Here is a 15,308-nt window from a genome sequence, read left to right on the forward strand (position 1 = left end):
ATTTAAATATCATATAATTATTTTAGAGGGAAATTGTCAAAACCTTTAAAAATACAGGTCTCTCTCTCCCATTTCAATTCTGCTAATTTTTTCTTTTACCTCTTTTTCTAAATTTGCACTCAATGATTTTAAATTGTTTTCAATCACCATCATGCCTTTTAATCTTGTCTGCTCGGGTGCATAATCAAACAGATATTCGGCCAGGGTTAAGATTGCATTAGGTGTGCAGAATCTTTTAATGAATCCTGGAACAGAAAATTCCATAAAATGCTCTCCTGTTCTTCCTAACCTGTAGCATGCAGTGCAGAATGATGGGATCATATCTTGTTCAAGCAGCTCATCTATTATATCATTTAATGGGCGATCATCACTGATTTGGAACTGACTTCTATCAATGTTATGACTATTTCCTTTGAATGAATAGCTGCCTAGCTCTATTTTGGATCCACCATCTATTTGTGAAATACCATATTGTATAATCTCATCTCTTACTATAGCAGGCTCTCTCGCGGTAAGTATCATACCGGTATATGGAACAGCTAATCTGAGAATAGCAACCAACCTGACAAAGTCCTCATCAGAGATAAAATAATTGGACTCAATATTTAAGTTTGATGCATCCTTAATCCTAGGAAATGAGATAGTATGAGGACCAATATTATAACAGGCCTCAAGGTGATTAGTATGCCTCACAAGTCCCATAACCTCAAAACGCCAATCGTACAAACCTATCAAGGCTCCTATTCCCACATCATCAATTCCAGCCTCTTGTGCCCGGTCTAAGGCAGTCAAACGCCAGTTATAATCAGCCTTTCTGCCTGATGTGTGGTGCTTTTTATATATTTCGGGATGATATGTTTCCTGAAAAACCTGATATGTCCCAATTCCGGACTTTTTTACTATTTTATATCCCTCAATATCCAGAGGTGCTGCATTAATATTCAGGCGTCGGATTTCCCCATTTCCTTTTTTCACACTGTACGCAGTCCTAACCGAATCTGCTATAAACTCCGGAGAGTATTCAGCATGTTCACCGAAAACAAGGATTAGTCTCTTCTGACCCTCATCCTCAAGTGCTTCAACCTCTTTTATTAGTTCATCATTAGTTAGAGTTTTTCGTACCTGAGCCTTATTGGAGGCTCTGAACCCACAATAGTCGCAGTTATTTGAACATCTGTTTCCAACATAAAGAGGAGCAAATAGAACTATTCTGTTTCCATATATATTTTGCTTCAGCAGTTTGGCTCCCTCTTTAATTTGCTCTATTAAGTCAGTATCAGTTGCATTAATAAGAGTTGCGACTTCCTCCAGGTTTAATCTTTCTTTTGACAGTGACTTATCAATTATATCCTTTACCTTATCAGCCGAACAAGAAGTATTATTCAGGTATTGCCATATCTCCTCCGCATCAATAAACGGCTGCATTGGAATATCAGGAACACGGTATTTTTCAGGAGTAAATTGCATAATATAGTAGTTACAGGTTATCACAAAGATAACATTAATAGGTTGATATATAATATTACTATGACTCAAAATTTAGAGTAATATCGGGTATACTTCAGCCGAAGATTCCTTATACATACCTTATGTGCAGATAAGCTATGTATAAGGTATCTATAAGTGATCTTTGGACTAAGTGTATTTATAGCCTTAATTAGGCTTATTCATTATTGAGATTTATGTAAACAAAAATTAGGACAATACAGGATTAAACTTAAATATGTGAATTCATATATGTAATTGTAATAGTGACAACAAAATCGATCTGTTTTTAGTGTGCGTTTTGAAAATTGTGTACCTTTGTATTTCTGGATCATTTTGTTTTTAAAACAGGTGATACGTAATAAAACTGTAAGTAAAATCTATCATTTCATGACAGAAGTAAACTTGAAAGGCTTGGGAGTAGCCATGATCACTCCTTTTAATGATGATGGTTCGATCGATTATGAAGCTTTATCCCGCTTAATTGATTATCAGTTGGATAATGGAACAGATTATATTGTGGCTCTTGGCACAACTGCTGAAACTCCCACACTCTCTAAAGATGAGAAAAAAGAGGTATCTAGATTCATAGTTAAAAAAGTTGACGGAAGAGTCCCGATTGTTTTGGGTGTAGGAGGTAATAATACTTTAGCACTTGTTGAGGAACTGAAAAGGTCTGACTTTAGTGGTATTAGTGCAATACTTTCGGTAACTCCTTATTATAATAAACCTACACAAGAGGGACTTTATCAGCATTATAAAGCCCTCTCGGAAGCATCACCTCTGCCTCTGATCTTATATAATGTGCCTGGCAGAACAGGTGTGAATATGACTTCTGAAACTACTCTAAGAATTGCAAATGATTGTAGTAAAGTGATCGCAATAAAAGAGGCATCTGGTAAACTGGATCAGATTGAAGAAATTTTAAAAGGGTCCCCTAAAGGTTTTTCTGTAATTTCAGGAGATGATGCTGTAACAACTGCAGTAATTGATATGGGAGGGATAGGTGTTATTTCTGTTTTCGGGAATGCTTTTCCAAAGGAAATGTCATGGCTAGTGGATTGTGCACTTAAAGGTGATTCTATTAATGCCAGAAATAAAATGGAGGAGGATTTTAATGAGCTTTTTCACCTTATTTTTATAGAAGGAAATCCAGCAGGTGTGAAATCAATTCTGAGTCAAAAAGGTATAATTAAAAACAGATTGCGATTACCACTTGTACCGGTTAGCGATAAGACTGCTTTAATGATAAAAGAGGCTTTGAGTAAAGCTAAATATCTTTGACAATCCTGAATATCTTCTGATTTGAGGTACATTACTGTGCTGGTTCTAACCATCTGACAGTAATTGAAATATATTTTGTATTTTTGCACATTAAATAATTGAATTCAAATATTCATCACATGAAACGATTATTATTCCCAATTACAGTTTTTTTTATAATGACTACAATAGGCTGCACTGAACAAGGTAAAACCGGTATGACTCAAGGTCTTAATATCTCTGATATGGACACAACAGTTAGCCCGGGTGAAAGTTTTTATCAATATGCTACAGGAGGATGGCAAAAAGCAAATCCTATACCCGATGAGTATGCGCGTTACGGATCTTTTGACAAACTACGTGAAGAGAATCAACACCAGATTCAGGCCCTGATTCAGGACTTGAGTGGACAGGATTATGAGAATGGCACCAATGCTCAGAAGGTGGGAGACTTATATTCTATAGGAATGGATAGTGTAAAATTGAATAGCGATGGTGCTGAGCCAATTAGACCATTGTTACAGAAAATTGCAGATGTAGTGAGTAAAGAGGATATAATAAGAGTGTCTGCGCAACTTTCAAAAGTGGTTTCAAATCCATTCTTCGGCTTTTCTGTTGGTCCGGACGATAAAAACAGCAGTATGAATATTGTTCATATATATCAATCCGGTATTGGAATGGGCGACAGGGATTACTATCTTTTGCAGAATGAGCATTCACAAAATCTTCGTGCAGCTTATATAAAGTTGATGGAGACACAATTCCAGAATACAGGTTATAGTGAAGCAGACGCTAAAAAAGCAGCTGCTAATGTGATGAAAATTGAAACTGAGCTTGCAGGTGCGCATGTGACAAAAGAGATGCGTCGCTTACCGGAACTTAATTACCATAAGCTATTGGTCTCAGAACTTGATAATCAGGTTGCACCATTTGCATGGAATATATATTTTGATGAACTAGGCGCTGCCGGTATTGATAGCCTAAATGTTTCTCAGATTGAACCGGTGAAAGCTGCAATTGCCATAATTGAAAGAGAACCGATTGAGGTGCTGAAAGATTATCTTAGCTGGAAAGTTATAAATTCAGCTGCAAATTATTTGAGTGATGATTTTGTAAATGCCAATTTCGAGTTTTATGGTAGAACAATGAGTGGAAGTAAAGAGCTACGCCCTCGTTGGAGAAGAACCATAGATGCAGTTAATGGTGCAATGGGTGAGGCAGTTGGACAACTGTATGTTGAGAAGTATTTTCCTGCTGAAGCAAAAGAGAGGATGCTTAATCTCGTTGAGAACCTGAAAATATCTCTTGGCGAACGTATTAGTCAGCTGGAATGGATGAGTGATGCTACTAAGGAAAAAGCGCAGGAAAAACTTGGTACATTTATCGTAAAGATTGGGTATCCCGACAAATGGAAAGATTATTCATCACTTGAGATTAAGGATGATTCATACTGGCAGAATATTATGCGTGCTTCTGAGTTTGCATGGGAAGAAATGATGGATGAGCTTGGAAAACCGGTTGACCGTACAAAATGGTATATGTCTCCACAAACAGTAAATGCATATTATAGTCCTTCATCAAATGAGATATGCTTCCCCGCGGGAATATTGCAGCCCCCATTTTTCTATATGGATGGTGATGATGCTATAAACTATGGTGGAATTGGTGTTGTTATTGGACATGAAATGACACATGGCTTTGATGATCAGGGCAGGAAGTTTGATAAAGATGGTAATCTTACCGACTGGTGGACAGCGGAGGATGCTGCCAGATTTGATGAAAGAGCAAAGGTGTTGGTAGATTTCTTCGATAATATTGTGGTACTTGACACTGTGCATGCTAATGGAACATTTACATTGGGTGAGAATATTGCCGACCATGGTGGTCTTCAGGTTGCATATCATGCTTTTCAGAAAACAGATCAGGCTAAAAAAGATGAAAATATTGATGGCTTCACTCCAGCACAACGTTTCTTTTTAAGTTATGCCGGACTTTGGGCAGGAAATGTTCGCGATGCTGAGATTCTAAGGCTCACTCAAATCGATCCGCACTCTCTTGGAAAATGGAGGGTTGATGGAGCTTTACCTCATATTGAAGCATGGTATGAAGCATTTGGTATAGATTCTGAGGATCCTATGTATGTACCGGCAGAAGAGCGTGCTTCTATCTGGTAGATAAAAATATGGGATAATTTACTAATAAAATAAATCTGTTTTTTAATATGTTTTCTGGAATAGTTGAAGAGGCTGCAACTGTTGTTGCATTGGAAAAAGATCAATCTAACCTTAATATATCTCTGAAATGTTCTTTTACAAATGAATTGAAAATTGATCAGAGCATATCTCATAATGGGGTATGCCTGACTGTTGTTTCTATTGATGGTGACGTTTATACTGTGACAGCTATAAAGGAGACTTTAGATATTTCAAACCTTGGTCTGCTTGAAGTTGGTAGTAAAGTTAACCTGGAGCGCAGTATGATGATGAATGGCCGACTTGATGGACATATCGTACAGGGGCATGTAGATCAGACTGCTATTTGTAAAGATGTGACAGAGGTTGGTGGAAGCTGGTACTTTACTTTTGAATATGAGTTTGATAAAGAGAAGGCCGCTAAGGGTTATATGACTGTTGATAAAGGTTCTGTAACTGTAAATGGTGTAAGTTTAACTGTGGTTGAGCCTACTGATAACAGTTTTAAAGTTGCTATAATTCCATACACTTACGAACATACAAATTTTCATCAAATTAAAGTGGGAAGTGTAGTGAATCTTGAATTTGATATAATTGGAAAGTATATTAGCCGTTTGCTCAATCTTAATATAGAGCAATAATAACTTAGCGTTGAAAAATGACAAATATGGATAGTATTGATTTTCTTGAATTTGTCTCTTCACGTCAGAGTGTTCGTGCATATGACACAAACCGACCGGTAGAAAAGGAGAAAATTGAACGTATTTTAGAGACGGCCAGATTGTCTCCTTCTGCTTGTAATGCTCAGCCTTGGCATATTATTGTTGTTGATGATCCGGTAATAAAGAACAGGGTGGCTGATGCCACTTCTGCCCGAGCTCTGGGTATGAATCATTTTACTAAACAGGCTCCCGTGCATTTAGTACTGGTTGAGGAAAAAGTAAACCTATCTTCAGGCATTGGCGGATGGGTGAAACAGAAAGATTATGCACAGATGGATTTGGGTGTTATTGCAGCACATATAGTTTTAGCAGCTCATGCAGAAGGATTGGGCTCATGTATTCTTGGATGGTTTAACGAGCCAGCAATGCGTGAGATACTTTCAATTCCAGACTCAAAAAGAGTTTGGCTGGATATAACAATTGGATATAGCACTCAGTCCTTAAGAGAAAAAAAGAGAAAGCAAATTAATGAGATAGTATCATATAACGGATATAAAAAGGGTTAATCCTATAGCGAAAAATCATATCATACTTGAGTGTAAAAAGTTTATAATCATTAAACTTTAATCTTTTTAACAGGATGTTGTTAAGGTTTTGTTGGTGACATCATAAAAATATGTCATCTTTGTAACCACAAATTTTTTTATGAAACTAAGTGACCGAGGCTGGTTGATATACCTAAACAAATGAATATTAAGAAAAAACGTTTCCCTTTACTGATCGCTTTTCTTACGATTACCACAGTGATTTTAGCACAACAGGTAGGTTCCAATTCCCCATATGGGAGATATGGATTTGGTGTTCTGTCTAACCCAGCTTTGGGTGCTTCAGAAGCAATGGGTGGTATCAGCTATGGTTTGCGCAGAAGCCAGCAGGTTAATCCAGGAAATCCTGCTTCTTACTCAGAACTTGACTCTTTAACTTTTATTTTCGATTTAGGGGTATCAGCTCAACTATCCAGTATGAGCGATGGGGTAAACAGTCGCGATTTCTATAATGGAAATCTTGATTATATAGCACTCCAATTCCCGTTATTCCGTAATATGGGGGGAAGTGTGGGTTTACTGCCATACTCAAAGGTGGGATATAATTTTGGAAACAGACGTTCATTGTCTGATATTCAATACTTAGAAACATACAGAGGAACAGGCGGCCTAAGCCAGGTTTACTTCGGTGCTGCATGGGAACCTTTCAAAAGTTTATCAATAGGAGCAAATGTATCATATCTTTTTGGTAATTTTTCGCATAGCAGGATAAGTACTCCTGTTACGAGTAATGCACTAATCAGTGAAGGTAAAAACAGATTCTCGATTCGTGAATTGAAATATGATTTGGGACTTCAATACTCCTATAATATCAGCAATACTAAATCGATTACCTTTGGGGCTGTTTATTCTCCTCAAATAACAACAAAAGCTGATGTCTATTCTTCAGTAATGAACTATACTTCTGATCCTTATCAAAGTCCAGATCTAGAGCCTGTTCAAATTATCAGTAGTGATACATTGAGTGGAGAGGGTTTTCAAATTCCACAGACTTTTGGAGCAGGGTTGACCTATCAGACTGAGAATTTTTTAGTTGGAGTAGATGGAACATACCAATTATGGAAGAATTCAGCGTATTCAAGTCAGCTCGATGGATTGACGGACAATAACAGGTATAACGATCTTTATCGTATAAATGCCGGTGCAGAGTATGTGATAGATCCCTATAGTCAGAACTTTTTTAACCGTATACGCTTCAGGGGAGGTATATCATACTCAAACTCTTATATTAATGTAAGTGTAAGTAATCCCGAAAGCAGTCAGAATATAGGAATGGGTAGTTATAATGAATATGGCATAAATATTGGACTTGGATTACCATTTCACGATTTAAGAACTGGACATTTATCTATGTTAAATATAGGTTTCGGATATTCCAGACAGGATCCAAATAGCCAATTTATGGTGGGTCAGGATATGTTCAAAATATCTGTAAATATGAATGTTAATGAACTTTGGTTCTTCAAACGACAGTTTGAATAATTAAAATTGCCAGGTTTTTAGAATTATTTTTTTAACTTCGGCAACTGTTTAAAATATAATTAACTGAATATTAAATGGGAAAATGACAAAAAGAATCATATTAAACCATTCTTTTAACATTTTGTCCAAGTTGCAGTAATAAAACAACAACAATAAATATCAAACAATATGAGAAAATTATTATTAACTGGTTTTTTGGCTATAGCAGTAATAGCCGGAGCAATTGCCCAAAAAGCGGGATACGATCCTGTGAACGCGCCTTTTGGTCATGGAGAGGACAGCGTAAATTGTCGTGTTAATCTAAGTTTGATGCAAACTGCAGCTAAAGCTGAAGCTTATGAATCTGCTTTGATACCATGGTCATCAGTTTACGAAAACTGTCCAGCCGCAAGTAAGAATACATTTATTTACGGTCCCAGAATTTTCAAAGCTCTTTATGAGAAAGAGACTGATGCTGCAAAGAAAAAAGAGTACCTCGATAAGACTCTGGAAATATATGATAAGAGGATAACCTATTTTGGTAAAGATGATCCGAAAGAGACAATAATTGCATATAAAACATATGATTATATGGAATTAATGGGTGATCAGGCAGATCAGAAACAGATTTATGAATGGTTAAATGAATCTGTAAATGGGTTGAAAGATAAAATGTATCCTCTTGATGCTTACTCATATTATATGCTTTCTTCTTTGAGTCTTTATCTGAACGATAATTCTTTAAAGGATCAGTATATTTCTGACTACTTTAATGTAATGGATTATATAGAAAAAGCTATTGCTAATGCAAAAGCTGCTAATGATCAGGGAAGTGCTGACTATTTAGGAATAGTTCAGGAAGGTATACAAACTGCGTTTGTTAATAGTGGAGCAGGAGATTGCAAAACACTTACTGAATATTATGCAGATAAAGTGGAACCTAACAAAACTAATAAAGAATTTCTCAGTGAAGTTGTAAATGCTTTGGGTTCTATCGGTTGTAATGATTCTGATTTGTATTTTACTGTTTCAGAATATCTGCATAAGCTGGAGCCATCAGCTAATGCTGCTTTAGGTCTTGCAAACAAGAGTCTGAGAGATAAAGACTACGAAACAGCAGTTAAATATTACAGTGAGGCAGCAAATTTGGAAACTGACAAAGTTAGAGCTTCAGAGTATATGTTGCAACTTGCAAGTATCTTCTCAAACCAGCGCAATTTTGCAAGAGCAAGACAGGCTGCATATGATGCACTGGAATATAATCCAAACAATGGAGATGCTTATATACTGGTAGCTCAGTTGTATGCAAGTTCAGCAAATAATATTTTCCCCGAGACCGAAAAAGCAGGCTTGGTATACTGTGCAGCTGTAGACAAACTGCAAAAAGCAAGATCAGTTGATCCAAGTGTAGCAAGTAAAGCAAATAGCCTTATCAGCAGCTACTCTGCAAGGTTCCTGGATACTGAGACTGCATTTATGATGGGTTATAAAACTGGTGAAACAGTATTCATTCCTGGTTGGATTGGAGAAAATACTACAGTAAGACTTAGATAAATATCTATATAGTGTTGAAGTTACAACACAACATATCAAAATTTAGGCGCATAACAACCACCCTTTGGCTGGTTGTTATGCTGCTTTATTTCGTCTCCTGTAAGAATGGTAATGACAATCTTGTTGATTTTAAGTATGATCCTGAGGTAATACCTACAATGATTACTGACTCTGCATATCAGTTGCTTTCAGACTCAGGTGTAACTCGCTATAAAATCTCTTACGATGTATGGATGGTATTTGATAAGGCTAAGGAGCCGTATCAGTTTTTTCCAAAAGGTCTATACTTAGAAAGGTTTACTCCCGATTTTACTACTGAAGCTACAGTAGAGGCGGATACTGCCTGGTACTTTGATGATAAAAAGTTATGGAGATTGAGAAGTAACGTTCATGTTCAGAATATGCAGGGTGAAGAGTTTAATAGTGAAGAACTCTTTTGGGATATGGAGAATGGAAAGGTTTACTCTAATACTTATATCGAGATTAAACGAAAAGATTCACAACTTAAAGGTTATGGATTTGAGTCAAATGAACAGATGACTGATTATAGGATTTTTCGGCCTCACGATGGAAAACTTCCTTTTGTTGACAAACCTTCAGTACCAACAGACTCTCTTGAAATTGAGAAAACTGATTCTACTGCAAATATTAATAAAATTGGTGATCAGGAAGCAATTATATTAATGGAATAAAGAGATGACAATATCTTTAGAAATAGTATTGTGGATTACATTTCTTATCTTGTCGATATTCTTTTCAGGTATAGATATGGCTTTTGTTGCAACAGATAAGCTTCAGTTTGCTATTACCAGGAAAAATAAAGGGGTTTATAATTTTATGCTAAATTCAATCTATGGAAATTCCCGAGAATTTTTAGCAACATTGATAATTGGTAAAGTTATATCTCTAGTCCTGTTTGTATATTTTACAATACTTATTACCGGGATTTTTTTTAGAAACTATTTTGTTCAGGATTGGATCAGTATTATTCTTATAATTTTATTTGCCACTTTTATTATTCTTATATCTAATGAGCTTATACCTAGAACATTATTCAAGATTAACCCAAGTTCATGGATAAAGGCTTTTGCAATACCATCATTTTTCTTCTTTATCTTGCTTTTTCCGATCGCATATATTTTTATTTTTATTTCTGAAGGAATACTGAGATTGTTTGGTTTGAAATTTATTCAGCCTGTTGATCAAACATTCAGCAGAGTGGATCTGGACACTTTCGTGAAAAAAAATATAGATGATCCTTCCAGAATCAGCGAAATGGATTCAGAAGTAAAGATATTCAGGAATGCCTTGGATTTCAGCTCGATGAAACTGAGGGATTGTATGGTTCCAAGAGCTGATATAGTAGCTGTTAGTATTGATACAGATATTGATACTCTAAAAGATAAGTTTATTGAGACCGGCATTTCCAGGATACTGGTATTTAAGGAGGATATTGATGATATTGCAGGGTATATTCATATGTGGGAGATTTTCACAAATCCGAAAGACTGGACTAAAAAAATTGCTTCTATTTCATTTGTTCCAGAAAGTATGCAGGCTAGCAAACTCATGAGTGAACTGATGCTACAGCGTAAAAGTATTGCGGTTGTTGTGGACGAATTTGGGGGTACTTCAGGTATTGTAACTATGGAAGATCTTGTAGAAGAGATTTTTGGAGAAATCGAGGATGAATATGACATTAAATCTAAATTTGTTAAAAAGGAGTCAAAAGGTCAGTATGTACTTTCGGGACGCGTAGAAATCGACCATCTCAACGAGGTTTATGGACTGGAGATACCTGAGTCAGATGAATACTCAACAGTTGCAGGATACCTTCTTCACCATACTCAGCGTTTTCCTAAAACTTATGAAAATGTAGTTATAGGTGATTATAATTTCAAGATATTGAAAGTTACAGATCGTAAAATTGAGGTAGTCCGCCTGATAACTGACAATAGCAAAGAGATTGAAACTTCAGTATAATTAATAAAATGTGGTTTTTTAGACAAAAATAATATAGTTATCTACTTTATTTTTACTAACTTCGTGCCCTGATTTGAATAAAAATATTTTTTAACGTTAATTGAAACAGACTAATAGATTTTAGATGGCAACTTTACAAAACATCAGAAATAAAGGACCGCTGCTGGTCATTGTTATAGGTGTAGCACTGCTAGCCTTTGTGTTAGGAGACCTTTTCAGTTCCGGATCATTGCTTGTAGGAAAAGCAAGGGATAGAGCTTTTGTTGTTAATGGAGAAGTTATAACAACACAAGAATACTCAAACAAGATAACTGAATTTGAGGAATTCCAAAAAATGATCAGCGGACAATCTTCACTAGATGAAAACATTTCATTACAGATTCGTGAGGCAGTTTATCAGCAAATGGTTCGCGACAGATTGCTTAAAGATCAGGCTGATGATCTTGGATTAGTAGTAACAAAGGAAGAGATAAATGATCTTGTATATGGTCAGTCTGTTTCACCTATTTTACAACAGTTACCATTTTTCGTGGATCCCCAGACTGGAATATTCAGCCGTACAGCATTAGTCGAGTTTTTAAATGTTATCAATACTCCAAACCCAAATCCTCAGGAACAAGCTTTAGTGGATCAGTATAAATCATTATGGCTGTTCATTGAGAATATGATTAAAACACAACGTCTTGAAGAAAAGTATATCTCTCTGCTTTCCAATTCAGTTATAGTTAATGATTTAGAGGCTAAGAGAACATTCGATTTATCACAACAGAATGCTGAGATCGAATATGTTATGAAGAGCTATTTTACTGTACCTGATTCTAGTGTAACAGTAACTGATAAGGAAATTAGAGATTTCTATAATAAAAATAAGAAATCGTTTAAGCTTGAAGCTCCAATTGTAAAGATATCATATTTTACTAAAGAGATTGTTCCAAGTGATGAGGATTTTGCTGCAATAGAGCAACAGTCACATACTGCTTTTGAACAGTTACAATCAGCTGTAAATCCTGCAACTGTTGTTGCTGATTATTCAGATATCCCATATCGCGATGTATTTATGGGTGAAAGATTGCTTACACCTTCTCAACTTGACTTTGCCAGAACAGCAAATATTTCTGATATATATGGACCAGTACGTGAGGGTGATTCATTCCAGCTTTATAAGCTTGTTGATAAAACTGTTGCACCTGACTCAGTATATCTAAGTATGATGGCTGTACCAACATCTACAATGGTAGGACAAGATTCAGTGATAACACAATTTGTTGATAGTATTTATAACTCTATTAAAAACGGCGAATCGTTTGCAAATGTGGCTAATAGTCTGAATCCCGGTTCTAACGGAGGTGATGTGGGATGGGCAAGAGAAATTGATCTTCTTCCTTTTGGTAAAGAGATGGTTGATGCCGCGTTCAATGCACCGGTAGGTGAGCCTGTTAGGATATCATTGCCAGGACAGCAAGTAATCTTCCAGGTAGAACAAAAAACAAAACCTGTGAATAAATTCAAGCTTGCAGTAATAAATATGCCTGTATTGCCTAGTGAGAAAACATCAAATAATATAGATAACGAGTTAAATCAATTTGTCTCAAAAGAAGATATTAAACAAAACTTCAATCAATTGGCAACTGAAGCAGGATATATGGTCATTCCGAATATGTCGTTCTCTGCTAATGATTTTTCTTTGGGACAAATATCAGGTTCTCGCCAGGTAATTTCATGGGCTGTTAATCAGAAGGAGATTGGTGCAGTCAGAAAATTTGATCTTACAAATTTAAGAATAGTTGCAAGAGTAGATGAAGTTATTCCGTCAGGTACTACTCCAATTTCAGAAGTTGCTGACATTATCAGAACGCAGTTAATCAATAAGAAAAAGGCTGACAAAATAATAGCTGATTTAGAACAGCAGAACATTGCGTCTATAGAAGATTATGCTGAAGCTATGAATTCAAGAGTTGATTCAGTTAGATTTGTAAACTTTACAACACAGAATATAGTTGGTTTGGGATATGAGCCTGTTATCAACGCTGTGTCATCATTTGCGCCTCTTAATACAGTTGTAGGACCTATGGAAGGTAATATGGGTGTATTTGTTACGAAAGTTATTGATCGTTCTGAAGGAAGTGCGGAATATAACGACAAAGAGCAGAAAGAATCACTGTTGAATAATAATGCTTACAGATTACAAATGCAGGCATTAGAAACTCTTAAGAGTAAGCTGGGAGTTGAGGATAACAGATATAGGTTCTTCTGATTCGATATTTATGTGGAATAAATTTTCAAAGTGAATAAATAAAAGGGCCGTCCCGTGAGGGGCGGCCCTAATTATTTAAATATACTTATATATATATATTAGAAAGTAATTTTTCCTGTCTGTTCCAATTGTAATGTTTTACTTGGTTGATCACATACTTCTGTAGGACCAAAGTACTGTATTGGACCAGGATATACGTAATCAGTATGAATTGCCCACTCTTCACGCTTTTCTTTATAATATAAGAAAGGAGCGCCATCAAGCTTCACTAAAGCTTTTTGAATTACAGGCTTCATTTCTCCATGACGACGTTCAAGATTAAGCATCATAGTGATTGGAACACCACCGGCTACCCATTCAGCTGCAGGTGCTGTAGTATTTTTCACAGATGACATATAACCTGTTTTACCAGATGCTACAAGCATTGATGCTGTATATCCTAATGAATAGCAATAGTCGGCATCATAGTTTGAAGGAGCTGCGCAACGGCCTTCATATCCAAAGAAATGAGTGATGCTGGCAAATTTACCTTTATATTTACCTTCTTTTGCCCAATCGCTAAGTTTTTTACTAACCATCTCAGTAAGCAGTTTCTCTGTTTCAATAAGAGATACCTGTACATTACCATGTGGGTCGCGGTCAAGTGTAAGCTGACGAGCTACAGTTTCCGGCAGACTTGCATATATCTCTGAGTTTTCAGGAGATAATTTACTGATAATATATTCACGCTTACCTGAACGACGTACAAGGTCGAACTCTTCCTGATTATGAGCGAGGAAATCATTAAGTTCGCTAATAAGGTTTTTCATCGCCGGGATGAATTCAATTAAACCTTCAGGAATAATAACAGTACCGAAGTTTAAGCCATTCTCTGCTCTTTTTGCGATGACACCGGCTATATATTCAATAATATCATCAAGAGACAAGCCTTTCTGCTCAACTTCTTCTGAAATAATACAAACATTAGGGTGAGTCTGAAGTGCACATTCTAATGCGATATGAGACGCAGATCGCCCCATTACTTTAATGAAGTGCCAATATTTTCGTGCTGAGTTACAGTCGCGCTGAATATTCCCAATTAATTCAGAATATACTTTACAAGCAGTATCAAAACCGAAAGATGTTTCAATCTGATCATTTTTCAGGTCACCATCAATTGTTTTTGGGCATCCAAGCACTTGAACACCTGCATTAATAGATTTGTAGTATTCAGCTAATACACATGCATTAGTATTAGAGTCATCTCCTCCAATAATCACAAGTGCTTTTATGTCAAGTTTCTTAAGAATTATCAGACCCTTGTCGAACTGTTCTTTTGTTTCAAGCTTAGTACGTCCGGATCCAATAATGTCAAAACCTCCTGTATTCCTGTATTCATCTATTATCTCGCTTGTCAATTCCTTATACTGATGATCTATTAAACCGGAAGGTCCAAGAATAAAACCATATAATTTGCTGTCTTTGTGTATACGTTTTATTCCATCAAAAATTCCGGCAATAACATTATGTCCTCCCGGAGCTTGTCCTCCCGATAGTATAACACCTACATTAACAGGATCCGAAGCGCCGATTTCGCCCTCTGCCTGTTTAAAAGTTACAATTGGTAGACCGTATGTGTTAGGGAATAACTCCTTTATCTCTTTCTGGTCAGCCACAGACTCAGTAGCAGCACCTTCTGCTATTTTTACATTGCCTTTAAGACCCTCAGGCATTTTAGGGACATAATTAGTCCTCGCAATTTGTAAAGCGCTTTTAGTCATGAAATTTGAAATTTATTAATTGTCTTGTTAATTACTTAACTGATAAGTTTATTTGGAATGTCAAATATACGATTTTTTCGTCTAATAAT

Annotated in this window: 11 protein-coding genes; 9 read left to right on the forward strand and 2 right to left on the reverse strand. The window is 36.2% G+C overall.

Translation table 11 applies throughout. From position 1 onward, the window contains the following. Positions 1-45 precede the first annotated feature (45 nt). On the reverse strand, positions 46-1,467 hold the full coding sequence (gene hydG, locus PHO43_RS05780) for a [FeFe] hydrogenase H-cluster radical SAM maturase HydG (RefSeq protein ID WP_045090680.1): 1,422 nt from the start codon (positions 1,465-1,467) through the stop codon (positions 46-48). Positions 1,468-1,875: 408 nt separating this feature from the next. On the opposite strand from hydG, the gene dapA reads away from it, so the two are divergent. From dapA to PHO43_RS05825, 9 genes are all read left to right on the forward strand, one after another. Then, positions 1,876-2,769, forward strand: coding sequence for a 4-hydroxy-tetrahydrodipicolinate synthase (gene dapA / locus PHO43_RS05785; protein WP_288011608.1), 894 nt, complete (start codon positions 1,876-1,878; stop codon positions 2,767-2,769). A gap of 119 nt (positions 2,770-2,888) precedes the next feature. Then, positions 2,889-4,922 carry a M13 family metallopeptidase gene (locus PHO43_RS05790; RefSeq protein WP_288011610.1) on the forward strand — a complete coding sequence of 678 codons (2,034 nt, stop codon included), beginning with the start codon at positions 2,889-2,891 and terminating at the stop codon, positions 4,920-4,922. A 47-nt stretch (positions 4,923-4,969) separates the two neighbouring features. Beyond that, positions 4,970-5,581 carry a riboflavin synthase gene (locus PHO43_RS05795; protein WP_053826944.1) on the forward strand — a complete coding sequence of 204 codons (612 nt, stop codon included), beginning with the start codon at positions 4,970-4,972 and terminating at the stop codon, positions 5,579-5,581. A gap of 26 nt (positions 5,582-5,607) precedes the next feature. Then, positions 5,608-6,168 carry a nitroreductase family protein gene (locus tag PHO43_RS05800; protein ID WP_045090684.1) on the forward strand — a complete coding sequence of 187 codons (561 nt, stop codon included), beginning with the start codon at positions 5,608-5,610 and terminating at the stop codon, positions 6,166-6,168. Positions 6,169-6,348: 180 nt separating this feature from the next. Then, positions 6,349-7,689 (forward strand): BamG family beta-barrel-assembly machinery protein, encoded by a 1,341-nt coding sequence (gene bamG, locus PHO43_RS05805; protein ID WP_288011613.1) that lies wholly within the window; start codon positions 6,349-6,351, stop codon positions 7,687-7,689. 168 nt (positions 7,690-7,857) lie between these two features. Next, on the forward strand, positions 7,858-9,222 hold the full coding sequence (locus PHO43_RS05810) for a tetratricopeptide repeat protein (protein WP_045090686.1): 1,365 nt from the start codon (positions 7,858-7,860) through the stop codon (positions 9,220-9,222). Positions 9,223-9,233: 11 nt separating this feature from the next. Next, positions 9,234-9,914, forward strand: a complete 681-nt coding sequence (lptC, locus tag PHO43_RS05815) for an LPS export ABC transporter periplasmic protein LptC (protein WP_288011615.1) — start codon at positions 9,234-9,236, stop codon at positions 9,912-9,914. Positions 9,915-9,918: 4 nt separating this feature from the next. Next, entirely contained in the window at positions 9,919-11,205 is a 1,287-nt protein-coding gene (locus tag PHO43_RS05820; RefSeq protein WP_288011617.1) for a hemolysin family protein, read from the forward strand. 124 nt (positions 11,206-11,329) lie between these two features. Next, positions 11,330-13,459: a peptidylprolyl isomerase gene (locus PHO43_RS05825; protein ID WP_288011619.1), complete on the forward strand. Its 2,130-nt coding sequence runs from the start codon at positions 11,330-11,332 to the stop codon at positions 13,457-13,459. A 98-nt stretch (positions 13,460-13,557) separates the two neighbouring features. On the opposite strand, the gene PHO43_RS05830 is transcribed toward PHO43_RS05825, so the two are convergent. Next, positions 13,558-15,219: a diphosphate--fructose-6-phosphate 1-phosphotransferase gene (locus PHO43_RS05830; protein ID WP_045090690.1), complete on the reverse strand. Its 1,662-nt coding sequence runs from the start codon at positions 15,217-15,219 to the stop codon at positions 13,558-13,560. Between the last annotated feature and the right edge of the window lie 89 nt (positions 15,220-15,308).

Source organism: Lascolabacillus sp., assembly GCF_028696275.1.
GTDB classification, from domain to species: Bacteria; Bacteroidota; Bacteroidia; order Bacteroidales; family Dysgonomonadaceae; genus Proteiniphilum; species Proteiniphilum massiliensis.

Bases quoted from the DNA above. Each gene is read 5' to 3' on its own strand.
- hydG (WP_045090680.1), bottom strand. From the start codon at position 1,467: ATGCAATTTACTCCTGAAAAATACCGTGTTCCTGATATTCCAATGCAG.
- PHO43_RS05820 (WP_288011617.1), top strand. From the start codon at position 9,919: ATGACAATATCTTTAGAAATAGTATTGTGGATTACATTTCTTATCTTG.
- dapA (WP_288011608.1), top strand. From the start codon at position 1,876: ATGACAGAAGTAAACTTGAAAGGCTTGGGAGTAGCCATGATCACTCCT.
- PHO43_RS05810 (WP_045090686.1), top strand. From the start codon at position 7,858: ATGAGAAAATTATTATTAACTGGTTTTTTGGCTATAGCAGTAATAGCC.
- PHO43_RS05825 (WP_288011619.1), top strand. From the start codon at position 11,330: ATGGCAACTTTACAAAACATCAGAAATAAAGGACCGCTGCTGGTCATT.
- PHO43_RS05795 (WP_053826944.1), top strand. From the start codon at position 4,970: ATGTTTTCTGGAATAGTTGAAGAGGCTGCAACTGTTGTTGCATTGGAA.
- bamG (WP_288011613.1), top strand. From the start codon at position 6,349: ATGAATATTAAGAAAAAACGTTTCCCTTTACTGATCGCTTTTCTTACG.
- PHO43_RS05790 (WP_288011610.1), top strand. From the start codon at position 2,889: ATGAAACGATTATTATTCCCAATTACAGTTTTTTTTATAATGACTACA.
- PHO43_RS05830 (WP_045090690.1), bottom strand. From the start codon at position 15,219: ATGACTAAAAGCGCTTTACAAATTGCGAGGACTAATTATGTCCCTAAA.
- PHO43_RS05800 (WP_045090684.1), top strand. From the start codon at position 5,608: ATGGATAGTATTGATTTTCTTGAATTTGTCTCTTCACGTCAGAGTGTT.